This window comes from Massilia sp. WG5, assembly GCF_001412595.2.
Lineage (GTDB): Bacteria > Pseudomonadota > Gammaproteobacteria > Burkholderiales > Burkholderiaceae_D > Telluria.
In genome coordinates, this window is sequence record NZ_CP012641.2 from 95014 (window position 1) to 112321 (window position 17308).

The 17308-nt window shown below is 57.8% G+C and carries 15 protein-coding genes; 8 read left to right on the forward strand and 7 right to left on the reverse strand.

The genetic code is table 11. The features are described 5' to 3' along the window. Window positions 1-7: 7 nt before the first annotated feature. A complete protein-coding gene (locus AM586_RS27380) occupies window positions 8-1639 on the reverse strand; it encodes an SAVED domain-containing protein (protein ID WP_109370614.1) in 1632 nt (543 codons plus the stop codon). A gap of 315 nt (window positions 1640-1954) precedes the next feature. On the opposite strand from AM586_RS27380, the gene AM586_RS27385 reads away from it, so the two are divergent. Next, entirely contained in the window at window positions 1955-2587 is a 633-nt protein-coding gene (locus tag AM586_RS27385; RefSeq protein WP_047824850.1) for a hypothetical protein, read from the forward strand. Window positions 2588-3551: 964 nt separating this feature from the next. On the opposite strand, the gene AM586_RS27390 is transcribed toward AM586_RS27385, so the two are convergent. Further along, window positions 3552-4805, reverse strand: coding sequence for a site-specific integrase (locus AM586_RS27390; protein ID WP_082439908.1), 1254 nt, complete (start codon window positions 4803-4805; stop codon window positions 3552-3554). Then, a complete protein-coding gene (locus tag AM586_RS27395) occupies window positions 4802-5515 on the reverse strand; it encodes a hypothetical protein (RefSeq protein WP_156328182.1) in 714 nt (237 codons plus the stop codon). The genes AM586_RS27390 and AM586_RS27395 overlap by 4 nt, the downstream gene beginning before the upstream one ends. A gap of 246 nt (window positions 5516-5761) precedes the next feature. Here AM586_RS27395 and AM586_RS27400 point away from each other — a divergent pair, with 246 nt between their 5' ends. The 5 genes from AM586_RS27400 (at window position 5762) to AM586_RS27415 (ending at window position 10599) form a co-directional block, all read left to right on the forward strand. Then, window positions 5762-6574, forward strand: a complete 813-nt coding sequence (locus tag AM586_RS27400; RefSeq protein WP_162600617.1) for a hypothetical protein — start codon at window positions 5762-5764, stop codon at window positions 6572-6574. Between the two features lie 288 nt (window positions 6575-6862). Further along, entirely contained in the window at window positions 6863-7396 is a 534-nt protein-coding gene (locus AM586_RS27405; RefSeq protein WP_047824854.1) for a hypothetical protein, read from the forward strand. 267 nt (window positions 7397-7663) lie between these two features. Next, window positions 7664-7813, forward strand: coding sequence for a hypothetical protein (locus AM586_RS28495; protein WP_156328184.1), 150 nt, complete (start codon window positions 7664-7666; stop codon window positions 7811-7813). Continuing rightward, window positions 7810-8568: a hypothetical protein gene (locus AM586_RS27410; protein WP_156328185.1), complete on the forward strand. Its 759-nt coding sequence runs from the start codon at window positions 7810-7812 to the stop codon at window positions 8566-8568. The genes AM586_RS28495 and AM586_RS27410 overlap by 4 nt, the downstream gene beginning before the upstream one ends. Continuing rightward, window positions 8569-10599, forward strand: coding sequence for a phage integrase family protein (locus AM586_RS27415; protein ID WP_047824856.1), 2031 nt, complete (start codon window positions 8569-8571; stop codon window positions 10597-10599). A gap of 758 nt (window positions 10600-11357) precedes the next feature. On the opposite strand, the gene AM586_RS27420 is transcribed toward AM586_RS27415, so the two are convergent. Beyond that, entirely contained in the window at window positions 11358-11756 is a 399-nt protein-coding gene (locus AM586_RS27420; protein WP_047824960.1) for a group I intron-associated PD-(D/E)XK endonuclease, read from the reverse strand. 343 nt (window positions 11757-12099) lie between these two features. Between AM586_RS27420 and AM586_RS27425 the strand changes: the two genes are divergently transcribed. Beyond that, a complete protein-coding gene (locus tag AM586_RS27425) occupies window positions 12100-12654 on the forward strand; it encodes a hypothetical protein (RefSeq protein WP_047824857.1) in 555 nt (184 codons plus the stop codon). Window positions 12655-12945: 291 nt separating this feature from the next. Then, window positions 12946-14430 carry a glyoxalase superfamily protein gene (locus AM586_RS27430; protein ID WP_052233897.1) on the forward strand — a complete coding sequence of 495 codons (1485 nt, stop codon included), beginning with the start codon at window positions 12946-12948 and terminating at the stop codon, window positions 14428-14430. Window positions 14431-14493: 63 nt separating this feature from the next. Here AM586_RS27430 and AM586_RS27435 read toward each other — a convergent pair whose 3' ends face one another. The 3 genes from AM586_RS27435 to AM586_RS28500 form a co-directional block, all read right to left on the reverse strand. After that, window positions 14494-14787 carry a hypothetical protein gene (locus AM586_RS27435; protein ID WP_060567194.1) on the reverse strand — a complete coding sequence of 98 codons (294 nt, stop codon included), beginning with the start codon at window positions 14785-14787 and terminating at the stop codon, window positions 14494-14496. Window positions 14788-15412: 625 nt separating this feature from the next. Next, on the reverse strand, window positions 15413-16792 hold the full coding sequence (locus tag AM586_RS27445) for a DNA polymerase Y family protein (RefSeq protein WP_052233932.1): 1380 nt from the start codon (window positions 16790-16792) through the stop codon (window positions 15413-15415). A gap of 111 nt (window positions 16793-16903) precedes the next feature. Further along, on the reverse strand, window positions 16904-17221 hold the full coding sequence (locus tag AM586_RS28500) for a hypothetical protein (RefSeq protein WP_162600618.1): 318 nt from the start codon (window positions 17219-17221) through the stop codon (window positions 16904-16906). Window positions 17222-17308: the final 87 nt, after the last annotated feature.

Sequence of the window (17308 nt, forward strand, 5' to 3'; positions counted from 1 at the left end):
ATAGCTTTCAGGTTTGCAGGGACACCGACAGGTTCTGGCCTACCGTGCGTACTTCTTGGGACGAAATTTCGATAGTTGGAGCAAAGGGACCGTTACCCGGCAGGGACTCATAGCAAACGAAGGTCGCGTGATGACGAGCCTGCATCTTCTGGCCAACCAGCAGTACTGCAGCAGCCGGCGCGCCAACATACAGGTGTACCTTTTTGACGTTCCATACGTTTTGCAGACGCCTCAAGGCCTCGTCTACCGCAGTGCCGAACAGCGTCAAATCGGAAGGGTGGCGGATGGTCGAGTGGCCGAAGTTCTCGACCGAGATTTCGATAGTAGGCAAGGTCAGGTTGCCCTTGTCTGCCGAGACCGTTGAGAGCCTGAATGCTGCGACAGGGAAGGTCAACGATACGATGAGGTTCGCCTCGTCTTCGGTACCAGTGTGGTCCCTCAACGTTTTGGCCTCATACTTTTCCGGGGTCGGCACTACGGCATCAGTGGGCCACGCCCAGCGCGTACCCCAAGTTTCGCCAATCTTGTTTCGATGAGGCTGGAATACGTGGGTGCCTGCCATGTCACCGAGGAGCCGGCCAGCGAGAAGCAGTACGGACGTGCCATGAAACGGGAACACAGCCAGGCGAGGGCGCGGGCCTCCGCCGGTACGTACCCCGTTAAGCCTAGCCTGCAGATTGGACAAGTCGAATTTCAAAATAGAGAACACCGCACTCCAGTAGCTCGGCTCATGCGGTGCGTGATGCTGCCCACCGAAGGCAAAATATGATTCAGGGTTCTTGCTTGAGCGACGCAGACCACTGGCCCATAAGGCTTCGTCCATGTCGCGGTCGCTGATGTGCGGAACTTGTCCAGTTACGTTGCCCAAGAAGTAGACGATGTCGGCTTCCGGGTAGCGAAGCGTTCCCAGCAGGCGCTTGACCTCGCGGATGGAGTCTGTGCGCATCTTGCGCAAATCCTCAGTTTTGTACGCGTCGGGGTCGACCTTGTCGATGAGCCGGTGGCATTCGTCGCACAGGAGAAGGAAATTTGATGGCTCATCAACAAGCAGGGGAGACTGCACAGGGTCGCCACGAGGTCCGTCAGCCGAAGCAGCAACGATGTGTGCAAAGTAGCTAAATACACCTTTGCCTCCAGTTGCGGCATGCTCGCCAAGGTCTTTTCCGCAACCAGGGAACTGGCAATGGTAGGCTGCAAGGTACGCGACTTCTTTCTTGACCTCCGGGGACACGTGGCCCAGCCGGCCAGTAATTTGGTCTGCAGTCTTCGCCCAGCTAGTAATAAGTCCTTTTTTTACGAGAACAGGTGCCAAGGTCGACCGGTCGACCGATTGCGGCTCAGCCAGGGTCGTGACATCCCAGAAGACATGTTTCGTGCTCATATTGGCACTTACGGCCGCGATACACTCGTCACCAAATTCGCCGCTGGCTACTACGCTCCAAGCAGGCGCAGAAGCTGACCTCTCAAACATGGCAACTCTGAACTTGTTCGCAACGAACAACGCGTCTGCCCCTTTGGCAAGCGTCTTGCGAAAGCCTGCTGCCAGCTCATCATCAGGTAATGATGGAACTGAAACAGTTGTCGGAACCCCAGCGGCAGATGGCACCGACGCCACCAAAGGAGATTGCAAAGTTTCCATGCTTGTGCCTGATGTCCTATTGCTAAATAATCAGCGTCTTTACGTTGCCTTGTAGGACAATATCCTACAGCAATACGGGTTTCCGGGCAGCTATAGAAATCAGGAAATTTTTCCGGTTTGCATGAAAGGCAAGTTTTATTCAGGTAGAGCGCACTAGTCTGTGGTGACTCCGTAGTGCTGAGGTAGCGCCACTTACACGCATGAGGTATGAAGAGTAGTGTCCCGATGCACGGAAGGCGATGGCAACTAATTTCTTCCGAGTTGTTTCAATTTTTGTAAACTCTACCTTGGCTAGGCTTCCGAGAACGTGAGGTCATGATTAATCGGCCACTCTTTGTGCCGCAGCCCCGGCAGTGGTGCTGGCGGCGCGACTGGCACGTGAAGTGGGAGTCGGCCTGGACGCTTTTATGGAAGTTCGCGTACCTCAACCAGATAGCCACGAGTGACCTGGCACGGCTGGTCATCAGCCGCCAGTGCGGCAAACGCTCCGCCATTCTCGCCAAGCCACAAGTCGATCTGCGCGACAGCGCCGTATTCGATATTGCGGTGCTCGCTTCGCTCTTGCGCGTCTCCCAGGTGGCCGTGCGCGAAGCATTTCTCTTCGATATCGCACCGGGCAGCGTGCTCGACTCCAGCGATTGCCTGAGGTGGTGCGTAACGTGCATGCGCTCGGGCTTTCACAGTCCACTGTTCCAGCTGCGTCCTACCCGTTCCTGTCCGATTCATGGGCACATGTTGGTCGACCGCTGCCCGGCTTGCAGCAGGACGATTCCATACAAGCTGACGAAAGCGTTCAGTCAGCACCCCTTCACGTGCCCGCACTGCGGCGTCGACATGGCACCGACCATCCGGGAGGATCGGCCAAAGATATTACGACTTCAGGCACATGAGGCGGCATTGCTGGCGACCCACTGCGCTTTTATCGCGTCGCCGCAGACGTCGAACTGATCAATGCAACGGATGCCCGGCATCTCTTCAAGCAGGTCGCCAGGTTTGGAATCGCCGCCGTCCGGCATGACGAAGTGGACGTCACATCGAGCTATACGGGATTCCTCACCCATGTATTGAAGGACGCGGTTCCGGGAGCGAAGGTCAAACGATTTGGAGGACGAGCGCAGTCCATCACCAAGCATGAGTGCGGGTGTAGTCATCTTGGCGACTTCCATGACGACGGAGATGATGATGAGGCGAAGGACACAACGTGGTCGAAGACCGAGTCCACGGTAACGTCCGATTCGACAGAGTGCCTTGTGCGTTTGCTTGACACCTATAAAGCCATTCGGCGACATTTGTGGCGACATGTCCTCAAGGAGCACCAGCGCTGTATTCGTAGCGCGGCAAAGTCGCTCTGGTGGAACATGCATGGAAAATCGACAGCCGGGTTTTGTCCATGTGCGATGGCATTTCTCCGCTGGCGCATGTTCTGGGAAGGTTCCTGTGCGCCCCGGTATCTATATGTGGCGTCCACAAAGGAGCTGTATGGCATCGTTGGATGGCATCTCGCCAGACCAGAGACCATCCCCTCGCACTGGTCAAGAGCAACCAGGAACTGGGTTGCCTGTCATGTTTTCGCCGCCTCCGCCATGGATTGCTTTGGCGTCCTGATGCGTTGGTCGGACAAGGCGGGCAGCAAGGTCAACGTACGCTGGGACCAGCCGAGGAGCCCCGTCAACTATGCAAGCCTCTGGGCCGTGTCTGGTCGCGATTGCAACGACAAGCCAGCCGTGGTCTACGTACGCAGCCCGCCTGTCGAGCGCCTGCGTACGCTACCTACGACGTCAACGCGATCGCACTGGCAATCGCATCAGGCGCAAATCGCGCAACTTGCGCCGTAGGTTGTCGGGCGACTTGTAAGCCGCAAGGTAGTCGCCCGCGGCGCACGATCGCCGCGCCGCGCGGGATCCGGTCGCACCTATAGCAGCGGACTCCACTGTGCCTCAAACGCCAGGGCATCGGGTCGGACCTGTTCGGTTTGCCGGATCAGGTCAAGCGCCTCCTGCTCGGTATAGACCATCGTCGTTCCAATATCGCGGTGGCCGAGCCAGGCGGCAACGCTGCGCATGTCTTCCCCCTGCATCAGGGCGGCTTTGGCAAACGTATGACGCAGCCAGTGGGGCGACGCCTGATCCAGTTGCTCCTTCCGATCGTGATCCCCGATCGACTCGAGGAAGGTCGCCGCGGCGCCCAAGCGCTGCTTCACAACATAGTACAAACCGTGGCGTGAGGTGATCGCGCGCCATTTGCCGAAGTCCCGTCGCGTCGACACGCTTTTTAGGGGTACACCACGCGAAGTTGTCGCGCTTCGGTGCGTCCTTGGCGACAAGAGCAGGGGTGTTGTGTCCGCGGGGCCTGGGAGCGCCTGCAGGCCGAAGGCCTCGCGATACGCCACCAGGGCCTCGAACACCTGCCGGGTGACCGGGATCTTCCGCTCAAGACCGCCTTTCGCTGTTTCCACGGTAACGTGCATGATCCAGTAGGTTCGTCCAGATTTCGGATCAGACAGTCGCCGGAACGCCCCCATGCTCGCCTTGACCAGCTCGCTCGAACGCAGGCCAAGCTCCCGCAAGGCAATCAGGAGGAAGCGGTCGCGCACATGCCGCTGCCGCGCTTCGAACGTGTCTTTCGGCTGTTCTTCCATGGTCTCGAGCACGAGGTCAAAGAGGTCAAGCGATACGGCGCGGTTGGCGTTGATTTTTCTTTCCGTACCCGCGCCGTGGAAACCCATCGGGTTGGCTTGGATATAACCGACTTCACGCCAAGCGCGAAACAGCGCGTGCACACACTTCTGAACATCGGAACGGCTGCTCGCCGAGGGTACGCACCTGAATGGGGTGTACCCGGCCTCGCCCTGTTCGGCGTAGCGGCCGGCGTAGTCCCGCTCGCACAGCGCGTGCTCCGGTAACTCCTTCAGGAAACGATAGAAGGCGTCGACGTCCTGGACAGTCCACCTGGACGGCAGGTTCATGCTGACGTTTTCACAATACCAGCGCAATTTCGCCAAGTGCTGCCGGTAGGCCATTACGGTCAGGGGAGAGTTACGGCGTGGGCGGTTCGCGATCGCCTGCAGCCAGACTTCAGCAGCGTGCCAGTCATCGTCGACTGGACCCAGCGTGTGGCTGACTTCCCGGCCTGAAGCAGGGCTAAGCGGTCCTAATACATTTGTCATCGCAATCCTTTATTTCCTGTCTTGTCTTGTGCACTGACCAGCCGGCGCATGGCGTCGAGCTGCTGGAAGTCGCGCTGCCGCTGCAGCTCAAGGTCTGCACAACGGTCTTTCCAGTGGCGCACCTCGCTGCGCACCTCGTCGATCGCCATCAGGGCAAACCTACGGTTGCCATCGGAACTTTCCTGGATGCTGCGAAGCTGTTCAACAAGTTTCTCGTTGGCCTGGCGCTGCTCACCGAGTTCGCGCTCCGCAATTTCGGCGCGCTGTGTCTTGAGCGCGAGGTCGGTGACCAACTGCGCCGCGGTGGCCCGTAGCGCTCGTAGTTCGTTTTCGCACTCCGCAAGCCGGTTCTTGAAAAATTCAGCTTGGGCTGACCCAGTGGCTGGATCTGCTGCAGGCAAGCTGGCCAGCCGTAGATCCAGCTCGTCGGCAATTACACCGCGGATGGCGTCGGTAAATCGTGCGCGCTGAACGTCATCGAGTCCGGCGGCTCGCTCAAGCTGCTCGGCGGTGTCCATGATGCGCGCCCGTTCGCTGGCGATGGTCGCGGTCGATGGTCGTCGCGCCGGCGCATAGGCACGCAGCAGGCGCTGGTAGATCATTGGACTGAAATAATTACCGGTCGCGTCACGCACTGCCTGGATAAAAGCGCCCACGAAGGGACGGTGATTGCTGGCGTCGAAGGGAATTTCCTGGTCGAGCACGGCCACGCGCTGCGCGATGCGGCGGGCTTGGTCGTCTGGGAGGCGGAAAGGGGGGCGGCTCATCGGGTCAGATAGGCATAAGGTACAGGTATCTTAACAGGTATATTTATGACTTTCAATTTACACTACTCAACATAGCCCACGTTATGTTGAGTAGATTTGACCGAGGGTTCTGGTTTGATAGGCCTTGATTCTGGCCAGATTCTCCATCCGTCGTGTACGTTAATGTTTTCCACAGGAAAGGAGCCGTTGATGGGAATGAGGAAGGTGCGCAAAGAAGCGTTTTTGAAAACCCATCCGTTCTGCATCTTTTGTGGTGGCACCGTTTTAACCGACACGGTGGAACACTGCCCACCTCGAGCAATGTTCCCGGACCGAGCGTGGCCAGAGGGGTTCGAGTTCCCGGCATGTAGCAACTGCAACCACGGTAGTGCAGACGATGACCTCCTCATATCGTTCTTGGCACGGACTGATCCGTTCACCGATGGCGAAGGCGACGACGGTCGGATGCCGGACATCATCCGTTCGGTACACCAGAAATTCCCTCAGCTTGTATCGAAGATGATGCCGTCCGCAATCGAAGCGCGCGCCATGAACCGGCGTCTTGGCATCGTGCCCGAGCCTGGTGCCACCAACCAGGAAGCCGGCCCTGTACGGGTTACCGATGAAATCGACAATGCTGTTCGGGTGTTCGCGGGCAAGCTGACCAAGGCGATCTACTACTTGCACACCAGCCAAGTGTTTCCAACGAACGGAAGGATAGGGCTAAAGTGGTTTACTAATGCTGATCTCGTCACCAACAACGGACGCTATCGCGTTTTTGAGTCATTCCAAGGACTGGACGGTATTGTCCCTGCGCTCGTCCGGTCAAGGTCGCTGCTCAACGATCAATTCGAGTACAAACTCAGCCTTTCGACCGACTTTGAACTGATGGCTCTGCAAGCGCGTTTTGGTCGGGGTTTCGGTTTCGCAGTAGTTGCGTGCACGGACCGCGCCAAGCTCGACGCGCTATTCTCGAGCGTTGAGGAACGAATGGGCAAGCCAAATCCGTTCAAACCAATCTGACTTGAAAAAACCACGCATAAACGCTCTTTTTGCCGCTCTGCGTGGGCTTGGCGAGTTGACGCGGCAATTCCAGCAACGCCTTTCCGCGCAGAGTCGCTTGATAGATGACCTGGTGAGCGCTGTAGATGACGGGCGGTCGACCGGTATCTGACCGCTGGGTCAAGCTTCAGAAGTCCCACATTTACCTCATATCGCCGAGAAGTCGCAAATTTACTTCATAAAGAGTTCCACTTTTACTTCATCAGACGGCGAGCTATCCTGTTCGATTCTGCAGGCATCGGGTGTTCTATGCGAAAAACCAAAAAGAAAAAAAAATTGGAGCAACCGGACCTCGATGAACGGATCCGGCGCTGTTACGGCTACTGGGGATTCTGCCAAGGCTACCTGGTGCCGAGGTGGATCGAAGAGATGGCTGGGCATGAGGCGGTCGACATCTACTGCGAGCGCTACATTGGGCAAAGCGAGCACCTGGACCACTTTGGATGCGCGATCGAGCTCGAGCATCGCGCGACGCCGATTTCCACGCGAAAAGAACTACGCCGGATCGCGGTCAAGATCACGCGGATGGGCTACGACTTCACGGCCGCCGCCGCGCTTGCTCTCGAGGTTGCGCAGGAGCGCTCAGGACTGCAGGTCGAGATGGAGGCGCGAAGGACTAAGGAAAATGCCGCGCTTCCGCGTCGACAGGCGGATGCCCTGCCGGACGGCAAGCGCATGCTGCGCGAGCTTCGCGCCAAACAGCTACCTCAAAGCGCGGCGGCGAATCTAGAAGTCATCCGGACAGTCGTCGGCTTGCCAAGGAAATGCGTCTCCAAGAAATGATTTTCTTTTCCATACCGGCTTTTCCTCGTGAACTAAGATCGCTGTTTTCGTCCAGTTCTGCGGTCGAATACCGCGATTAATACCCCCAAAAGCGCTGGTTCGTGAACGATGAAGTACCTCATGTGAACGGTCCATATGTTGCTCAAGTAATTGTTTCATAAGCAGAAAATTTCTAATCGTTAGGGTTATTGAGTGGAACTCTTTCTAGAAACCGATCTTCGAACTGGTTAACATGCGAAGCACATCGACCTTTATTGTGTGAACGACATGGACAATTTCACCACTTTGCTTCGCATGCTGACCTCGATCAGCGACCCGACCACCTTGGTCTTCTTGGCCGCCATAGCCGCGCTCGGCGTTGTCGGGCTTGCCCTGTACGTCGTGGCGTTGGCTCTCAAACAGGGCAGGCGCTCATGAGCCGCATGGCTTTTGCAATGCTTCCGTCCGCGTGGGCAAAGCGCAAACCGGCCATGCACATGCACGCCGAGGCGGCACGCGTGGCCGTCCTGGGCTTGCGTATAGAGGAGGCCGACACATCCACGGCGCTCGCCTTCCATGGGCTGTCCCAGCTCAGCTGGCGGCATGAAAAAAGCTCGGCCACGGCAGCGATCCTTGTGCTGTTCGCGTTGACGATCATCTCGAACCGGGCACAGCGCAAGGCAGGCTTGCGCAGCAACAATCTGGTCGGTGCAACCTACGAGGACATCCAGGAAGTGGCCCCGCTGTCGCGTAAGCTGATCGCGCGTGGATTGCAGCTGCTGCGTGCGGTCGAGGCGATCGGCATGGAGCGGGTAGGGAACGCCAACCTGTATTCGCTGCTCGGGATCGAAGAAAACGGCAAATGGTGCAAATTGCCCCAGCAGCACCTTTGTGAGACCTACAAGCACATGTCCCGGCTCAAGCACTACTTCGACCACATCAAACGCCCTGGGTCGCTGCACGCACTGAAGCTCTACATGCTGTTGTTGTCACTCCGCGAGAACGTCAGCAATGTGGCGCGCTGCAGCTACGAGACCATCCAGGAATACACTCAGCTGCGACGCGAGGAGATCCGCGACGCCATCCAGCTTCTGATTGCGACCCACCTGATTCGGTTCGCAGGCGACGAAGACGCCCCGAAGCGCAAGGGCGACCCCATGCACAACCGTTACTTCATCATTGGTCTCGCCTGAATGATCCATACCACGACCGACCTCCAGCCGGGCATCCGCAAGCTGCACATCGGCCACTTCGCCTTCATGCGCGCGTATGTGCAGGGCCTAGATTTGCGAGATATTTGGGACCGGTATTTGGCCGTGGAGGGCAACCGTACGGACGTGCGGCACGTACGCAGGGCGGTTGCGTGGATGCGCGATGCGTTCGCGGCCGCGGCCCACCGTCACAAACGTCACGCGGTGGCCAGGCTCGTGCGCATCGACGTAAGCAAAGTGCGGGACCGGGACGGTTCGCCGGCGCCGGCGCCGTCATTGGAAGATTTCGCGGCCGAGCACGGTCTGGAAGATTTCTCGTTCGAAGACCAGTTGGCCTACTACCAGGAGGCATACGGTACTGGAACCCAAAAGGAGAAGCGGAGCGCGCGTCTGCTGCGCCGCCAGCTCGAGGCGATAGCCTGGCTCGAGCGTGCCGCGGCCGAAGCGCCGCATCCGGACGACGGCGTGCGCGCCTGGCTCCCGTTCGACCTGGCCAGCCGGCTGGAACAGGCTGGCATGGTCAAGCTCCGACAACTGGTCGAGCGCATCAACGGGGTGGGCAGAAACTGGCACGCGCCGGTACGCGCCATCGGCGCCGGCAAGGCCGATCGCATCGTCGCCATGCTCCGCACCTTCCATGCAAGCACCGGTCTGCGCATCGGCGCGCATGTGCTGGCCTCCCGCTCCGAGCTCGACATCGATGCACTGCACCTGGTGACGCCGGCGTCGACGTCGGTCGTCCCCTTGGAAAAGTTCGCGGTGCCGGGCGACCTGGACGGCAGCAACGGCCGATTCCGCGCCCCGCGTTACCAGTGCCAGCTCGCGGCGACGAACGACTATGAGGCCTTGATTTCGTTCTTGCGCGAGAAACAAGGCAGGCACGCCGGCGGCGCAGGCGCCCGCGCACGGATGGACAATCCGCTCGGCTGGCTGCGCCACCTGGGGCCGACGGCGCGCGCATATCGAACCGAATGCGAGCGCTTCATGCTGTGGGCCATCCTTGAGCGCCAGAAGCCACTGTCATCGATCGATTTCGACGATGCGGTGGCATACCGCGCGTTCCTGGCGGATCCGCAGCCGGCCGAGCGTTGGTGCGCACCACGTAGCCGTGGCCGCTGGGGGCCGTCTTGGCGCCCGTTCGAGGGACCTCTGGAGGCCGCGGCTCAGCGACGTGCGTTGACGATGCTGGGGACGTTCTATCGCTTCCTGGTCGACCAGCGTTACCTGACCGGGAATCCATGGACCGGGATTAGCAAACCGCGCGCACCGACTGGCGCCGCGGAACATACGCGCAGCTTCACGCAGCAGGAATGGGACTTCATCTGTGAGCGGCTGGCGGCCCTGCCGCCGACATCGGCCAACCTGCGCTTACGCATGGCGTTGCCAATTCTCTATGTCGGCCGTCTACGCCGGGCGGAGATCGTGCAAGCCCGGGTAGGGCACATTCGTTGGACAGAAATGCCGGCCACACCTGACGAACCAGCGACGGCCAGTTGGGAGATCCTGGTGACGGGGAAGGGTGATAAGCGGCGCCTCGTACCATTGGGCCAGGTGCACATCGACTCGATCGCACGCTATCTCGCGTCGCGCGGGCTAATTGCGGATGTCACCCATCCCGACAATGCGAACGTGTACTTGCTCGGCCAGGCGGTCGACCTGCATGAGCGTACGCCTTGGGCAGCAGGTAAAACGGTCGATCCGCTACGAGGTATCCATGCCCAGACCCTATACGAGCAGCTGAAGGTATTCTTTGCCGACTGCGCTGCCCAGCTGGACCGTGTAGCTCCACAGTCGGCGGCGCAGCTGCGCCGCGCGAGTACGCATTGGCTGCGGCACACCGGGATCACACATTCCCTCGCCGCCGGCACGCCTCTCGAGGTCGAGATGCTGGTGGCTGGACACGCGTCGCTAGCCACGACTTCGAAGTACGCGCACGCGGAAACACGGCGGCGCCTGCAGGGCAGCGCTAATTTCCTGGCGAAGCAAACACCAGTTGTTCCAGATGCACCTTGAGACAAGTACTTTGCATCGTTACTTTACTGATGATTCTTACGGAATTCTTTGGGCGAGTACACAGCTGCTTTCGCCGGATCGAATTGCCTGTTCGGTCTAGGCTTCCTTGGATGGGGTCGCCTACGTAAGCCGAGCAGCGTCAAGACGGCTGCAATACCGAACAGAGACATTCCAATCGCTTTCAGAATACTCAAATCGTCCATAGCCTCTGATTTGTAGAGATAGCTGTGCTTAGCCATTATAGGCACGCATTTCATCTTGAGAGAAGCTAAACGACGCCACGTGCAGGTCACATTGTCTGACGATGAACGTCTGCTTAAAAGATGGGCATTGGACTGAAAGTTCCATAGCTGCTGGGTTTGATTATCGAAAAAGCGCAGTTTTCCACAGAAACTGTGGATATCTCTCGGTCGTACGCGGCAGTGGTGAACACTTTCGCGCGCGAAAGTAAGCAGCGCTTTGCTTGCTTGTAGTGATCGAAGTTGTTATGGCTTGCATGGACATGCTTTAACCGGAGGGAGAGTTAGGTGTGCGTCACATGTTTGTTAGTTGCATTTTAAAAGATACAGGTGTGGGTACAGTACCACGCGCACTTACCCCTAGAAAGAGCGCCAGTACCTCGTGATCGTTAGGACAGTGCCGCCGCTGAGATAAAGCCAATGTTGATTCCAGCAGTCGGCCAAAGCGATGATGTGGGCCATTCGCTAGACCCGCAACCTGCCAGAAAACTGACTTAGAAATCGCTTGCCTCGATAGAGTTATACCTTCTCAAATGCTTTTTTGAAGTTCTCGGGATGGCAGTGAAAGCGGATATGACTCTGGTCGTTGACCCGGCGGCTAGCCTCAGTAAACGCTGGTGCGATATAGCCCCAGTCGGCTTGGGTGGAAAAGATAACAATGTAGTCCAAACGGCCTCCGTGCCAGCGATTTTCGATCCGAGCCGATTCGTCCTTTGATTGAACGGTTTTAACCTGGATTCGGAAGTAGCGCCCTTCGTCGTCGGCGATAACAAGATCTGTCCGTCGCCCGTGGTCAACCAAAGGTTTTAGTACTTCCCAGCCAAAGCCGGTTAGCCAACCACTCAGGATGTGTTCGTAGGAGAGGTTCTTGTGTGCAGCGAGTGCGGGATCTTTGAGGGTGGTATGCAATACAGGCATGACGAGCAATCTGTCTATGCCGAATGCCAGCCTTTGGGCTATCTGGAAACGGGCCGAGGCAGCTAATGCCGACCTCCCGATTAGCATTACCTCGCTGACTTGCCAGCAGGAGGCGCAACGGTTGCCACACCGGGTTAGTCGGCTAAACGCCTGAACTGACCTGAACTGCGCTCTCAGCCCTAAGGGCCGTAATGACGAATGACGGGAGAGTAGACTAAGAATGATATGCCGTCAACTTGAAGAAGGACTGTTGCTCTTCAAATAGGTTGCTCAGTGTCGATAGCGTCGTATACTGAGCGGCCGAGATTGGCCAACAAGGCAATCGAAGCCTACCCGGAAGAATATGACTGATCTAGACATTACGTTGGACACGCACCAGTCAGTGTATCGTGAGCGTCTTCTCGAGCACTTGCTCATCGGAGATTTGCTGAAATACTCCTGGCTTCACGCCGGTGCGACGCTAGAAGTTTCGCAGCCTTCGATCGATCGCTCAGGCCACGACGTGGTTTTGGAGGCAAACGGGGTAACGCGACATATCCAGTTGAAGTCCTCATCGCACTTGGCCAAGACGTTATCGCAAAACGTGCACCTTGGGCTCGCCAGCAAACCCTCGGGGTGCGTCGTGTGGACCCGCTTCGACCGCACAACGATGCGACTCGGCCCGTTCCTGTTCTTCGGGGCAGAGCCTGGCCTGCCACTCCCAGCGCTGGATGCATTCAGGACGGCGAAGCACACAAAGGGTGACAAGGACGGGGTGAAGAAGGAGCGGCCAAATTTGCGTGTGGTTCGAATGTCGCACTTTCGAGAAGTCGCCGATATTCCTGCACTCTACGAGGCCCTATTCGGCAAAAGCACCTCAGGTCCAGTGCACGGCCAAGTTTTGTCGCCGGATCGGTAAACGAGGAATAGATTTCTGCATTCGTCACGATGTTGTGTGTACGAACCCAGCGATGCTGGGCAGTAGCGAAATACCATGCCCGGCGGGAGCCGACAACTTGGCAGGCAGCTTCACCGTATGTGGTTCTCTGCTCACTTCAACGATATAATGCTTGTGGGTGACCGTCACCTGCCGCACGCGCCCGAAAGGGTATGACGAAGACGGGGAATATTTAGAACCCTTCCATATCGTGGTTTTTACCTATGGGCGGTCCGCAAAGCGTGTACCGGAAACACCGCCCGTGGAGAAACCATGGATACCCAACAACTCAAGCAGTTGGCTGGGCGCCTACGCGCCCTTTTACAAGACGTCGCGGTCGAGATCGGGCATGGCCAGGCGCTGGATCTCAGCGCTTCGCTCGTCGGGCTACGGAATTGGCCCGAAGTCCAGGCGTTCCCCCAGCGCGTTCAAGCGCAGGAGCTTGACCTGTCGGCTACAGCTCGCCTCGCGTACCGCCTTGCACATAAATACAAACACGAAGTAAGTTCTGCTGACCTACTACGGCTGCTACTTCCTCCTTCTGGCTCGCGAAATGCATCTGCACTGCAGATTTGGCCAGCTGGACCCGCTGCAGGAGTTTACGTCACGACGTCCCAAGCGGCAATCGATGCGTTGGTGGCCCGATACCAGGAAGCGACGGACGGCGCGGTTTTCTATGCCGAACGCGCCGGCACGAAACACGACGCCGCCATTAATCTCGGTGAGGACGGCTTGTGGTCGAGCGGGCTGGAACGTGTTCCGAGCGGGACATTGATCGTGCTCGGACCAGTAGAACTAGATCAGCAGTCTTGGTCCGAAGCAAGTGATCGTGTGGAGATGGCCTGCATCCGGGCCGAGGATTCTGGCCATCGGGTAGCGGTCCTATTCAAGACGCCAACGCCAGCACTGTTGGGCGCCGACGCGACCAGGATGCTGGTTGACAAGGGTTACGACGATCTTCAAGAGTACTTAGTTGGCACCGTCGCGGAAGATGGCACTCTTCAGCCCGGCCTTGTTCGACAATACAGCGCACCTCTCAAGTGTAGGGCCGTGACCGATACGCAATCGCTCCCAGGACCGGTGGCGGAACAACTGAAGGCAGTCCTTGCGACGAGAAGTCGAGGCATCATTGCATTGGGGTCGATAGAAGACGTCGAGAATCACGGCGCAAAAACTGCCGAGGCTGTGCTGGCGTTGACGGAGCATTTGGGCTTGGCCGCGCGCATCATGCCGCGACACCGCAGCAGCATGAATAAGTTCGATCAGGTGCCAGCCGCCGTAGGTCAACTGCCTTTCCTTGCATCGGTCGAAAGCGCGTATGCGCAGGGATACAGACGGTTTTTGGTCGACCCGCGCTATACCAACACCGAGGTTATGGCCCGGTTCGTCGAGGACGCTTTGTTCATAGCATGCACCTACGCAGCAACTGTCGACGACCTTGCGATGCATACCGCCGAAGCAAAAGGCCGCAATCCGTCGCTATTGCCTTGGCTTCTCGCTGCTGTGGTGATAGCCCCCGTGCAGACCCAAGCTGGAACGGAAATTTTGACCGACCTCTATATCGGTGTAGAGGACGCTTACGTCGACAACACGGACCATATCTTCGATTTCGTTGCTAGACACCGAACGATGCGAATCGAAGATCAGTTCAGGGCACTGGTAGAGAAGGGAAAAATCGATATCGGGGTCGCAAGCGAAGCCGGAATCGGACAGCGAACTATAAAGCGTCTCGCGCGGCTGCTGGATGTGAACGAGTAACACCGTGGTGAAAGGGGGCTCGCCCCCCTTTATTCAAATCGTCAGTTATATGGCGCGTTCCGCTCACTGTACCAATTCGGGACGCCACTCTCGGATGATGGCGGCAAAATCGGTTTCAAACCCAAGCGTATCGGGGTAGCGGTTGTTTCGTGCGACATATGCGAATACAACGATCATGTCCTCAACAATTCCTTCGTCACAGCCCCACATCGTTGTGAAGTCAAAACCCCCGCATTCTGCGGGATTCCACCATGCCAAAAGGAAGTCAGCAACTCGACGGCTCTGACCAGTTTCGCGCTTCGCATGTTCGATGAGGCGCCTCAACGCCACATTTTCGTTCTCGCTCAGTTCCATCATGTTCACTTTCTGCAATTGAATATCGTTCACAGGTAGACCGACCAGCGGCGAGCACATGTATGCGCAACTAAGTGCGGCGGTATCCCTGAGCTAAACGCTCGCGGCTATGGCCTCGACTGTAATAGGCAGACTCATCGTATCAACGACGAGATTGCCATTTTTGCCTCTTCACTTTATTGCCTGCAGTCGCGTGTCATCGCCAATGCACAGGAATGGTCAGTCCGAGCACTCGCGAAATATTTTCGAGTGCAGCGACAATTTCTTGATGTCGATTTTTATCGTAGGCGTGTCCAGAATCTCGCTGCGATAAAATGCTTTTCAATTCATGAAGATTATGTAGGTCCAAAGCGTAGAGATTTCTCCAAGTCAACTCACCGAACAATTTGTATATGACCTCGGTGCCGTCTCGATCGCTAACTAATCTATTCGGTCCTATTAACTTTACCAGAGCTTCTTCAGCTTCTTCTTTTGTTTCGAAAGTGTATAAATGTTGCAATAGTGCACCAATGGCGACAGGTTAATTCGATGACCCGGTACGACGGACTCCTTCCCACCGAGCAGATTCTCTAGGATATTGCACGCCGGTACTCTAGGCTGTCAACAACCAGTGTTGAACGGCTAAGTTTTACCCGAACATGCCGTGAAGAAACCACCGCGGCTCGACGGTACCGTCTTCCGTCGCGACCCGCTCCCTGTAGATCCAATAGAAAACTTTATCGTCCGCTTCCGCGATGAAGTAATCGCGAGACTGCGCCGTCGACCACCATCCCGCCTCAATACGCTCGGGCTTCGATACGATCTTCAACGGCGAACTGTAATAGGGCCGGTCATCGCGCATCAACAATGGGATCGGCTTAGCGAGAATCCACGTAGGGCGGATAAATTGATCCACATTTGGCGGCAAGGCCGCCTCCAGCTGCCCGGGCCGTACAGGCGTCGAAATGGACGCCCAGGCATTCGCGAATTCTGGCCGGTAGTCGGCCTTCGGGTCCGGCCTTAAGACATTCTCGGCGCCGAGACGCGCCATCAGTACCTCGAGCAGTTGTTGCTGGTCTTCCTCACTGCCCCCGGGATCAGGGAACAGCGACTCGCTCGGCGGCGCCATGGGCACGACATCGGTTGCCTCGAGCACCAGCCCAATGACCGGTGCCTCGAGTACTTGCCGGCCGAGCCGCTCTTTCAGCAGTCTCACCAGGTGATCGTCGCGCCATACAGGATCGGCAAGCGTGATCTCGAGCGTTGACGGCGGCCGCGCAACCCGTCCGCGCTCATGAATCATTTCGAGCACAATCCTTCGAACGGCAAGCTGGCGAGCGGTCAGCCAGCCGAGCATTTGCAATATCAACCGGTGACCACCGGCCAACAATTCGTCGGCTTTTTCGACGCGATCGAAGATCTCGATCCGAGCACGAAACACTTCGGGTGGCTCGATCCAGTTATGGAGTTCCGTCGACAGGCCATACGCCGCGTCCAGAACTTCGAGCAGCTCGCGGCCGCAGCGACGCTGCAGGCCAGGACGCGGCAACCGACGGAGCTCGCCGACCGTAGTGCAGCCGATCCCGTCAAGCCAGACGGAGAAACGTCGCGCCGGCGGCAAGACAGAAACCGGGACAGGCCCAAGACGTCGCTGCAGCGTGAGCATTTTCAATGTACGTGGGCGGCCCGCGCCTCTGGCCAGCACCCATGCGCCACGGGCCGTCGGGGCGCAACTGATCCGCCCCGTAAAACCTAGGGCTCGCATGTCGGCGCTGATGCGGCTGCACAGCCGGCGCACGCCGCCGAACAACGTCAGGGATGCCCCGACGTTCATCAACAGCACCGACTCTTCGAAATGTGTAACCTCCGGCGTGTACTGCAGCAAGGCCATTGCGATCGCATCCAGGCAATCCTCTTCACGTACGATGTCGCGCTCTAGGATGACGGTGTGAGGCGCGAGCATAAGAACCCCACCGCGTCCCATGCCATGCCGGACACCTTCACGGCGCGCCGAGTCGGACATCGCCATGACGTGCTGGCCTTCTACGATCGCACAACAGGGGTCGGGCAGGTGGCGGGGAAAGTACGCCTCCAAAGCCAGGTGGGGGAGGTAGACCGCAACCCAAAGACGCATGGTCCGCTAGTCTAGGTCGCTGGAGATGAGCTGCACGTACCAGGACTGGACGCTGCATTGCCGGTTCGCTTCGTTGAACTCGAAGCCACTGATGGTCATGCTGCCGTCGCCGATCCACCGCACCACCGCATCTCGCAGGCGCGGCAGGACGTCGCTTCCTACGCCTTCGTTGCGCAGGATGGCCAGGTACATGCTGCGTCGAAATTCATGATCATGCTGTTCCGTCAACGTGAGTCTGCCGATATGCACGGGTTGTGCCGTGATTGCTCGATGCCGAGGCAGTGGCCGGCCGTTCTCGAATAGCTGCGCGACGCGAACAAACATGACATTTGGAAATACTGTATAAAATTACAGTATAACAGACGTCCATGTTGCCGAAATGGCTGTAGGCACAAAGATAATGCATGTGCA

Bases quoted from the DNA above. Each gene is read 5' to 3' on its own strand.
- AM586_RS27385 (WP_047824850.1), top strand. From the start codon at position 1,955: ATGATTAATCGGCCACTCTTTGTGCCGCAGCCCCGGCAGTGGTGCTGG.
- AM586_RS27435 (WP_060567194.1), bottom strand. From the start codon at position 14,787: ATGATGGAACTGAGCGAGAACGAAAATGTGGCGTTGAGGCGCCTCATC.
- AM586_RS27425 (WP_047824857.1), top strand. From the start codon at position 12,100: ATGACTGATCTAGACATTACGTTGGACACGCACCAGTCAGTGTATCGT.
- AM586_RS27415 (WP_047824856.1), top strand. From the start codon at position 8,569: ATGATCCATACCACGACCGACCTCCAGCCGGGCATCCGCAAGCTGCAC.
- AM586_RS27380 (WP_109370614.1), bottom strand. From the start codon at position 1,639: ATGGAAACTTTGCAATCTCCTTTGGTGGCGTCGGTGCCATCTGCCGCT.
- AM586_RS27390 (WP_082439908.1), bottom strand. From the start codon at position 4,805: ATGACAAATGTATTAGGACCGCTTAGCCCTGCTTCAGGCCGGGAAGTC.
- AM586_RS27405 (WP_047824854.1), top strand. From the start codon at position 6,863: ATGCGAAAAACCAAAAAGAAAAAAAAATTGGAGCAACCGGACCTCGAT.
- AM586_RS28500 (WP_162600618.1), bottom strand. From the start codon at position 17,221: ATGTTTGTTCGCGTCGCGCAGCTATTCGAGAACGGCCGGCCACTGCCT.
- AM586_RS27430 (WP_052233897.1), top strand. From the start codon at position 12,946: ATGGATACCCAACAACTCAAGCAGTTGGCTGGGCGCCTACGCGCCCTT.
- AM586_RS27410 (WP_156328185.1), top strand. From the start codon at position 7,810: ATGAGCCGCATGGCTTTTGCAATGCTTCCGTCCGCGTGGGCAAAGCGC.
- AM586_RS27445 (WP_052233932.1), bottom strand. From the start codon at position 16,792: ATGGCGATGTCCGACTCGGCGCGCCGTGAAGGTGTCCGGCATGGCATG.
- AM586_RS27420 (WP_047824960.1), bottom strand. From the start codon at position 11,756: ATGCCTGTATTGCATACCACCCTCAAAGATCCCGCACTCGCTGCACAC.
- AM586_RS27400 (WP_162600617.1), top strand. From the start codon at position 5,762: ATGGGAATGAGGAAGGTGCGCAAAGAAGCGTTTTTGAAAACCCATCCG.
- AM586_RS28495 (WP_156328184.1), top strand. From the start codon at position 7,664: ATGGACAATTTCACCACTTTGCTTCGCATGCTGACCTCGATCAGCGAC.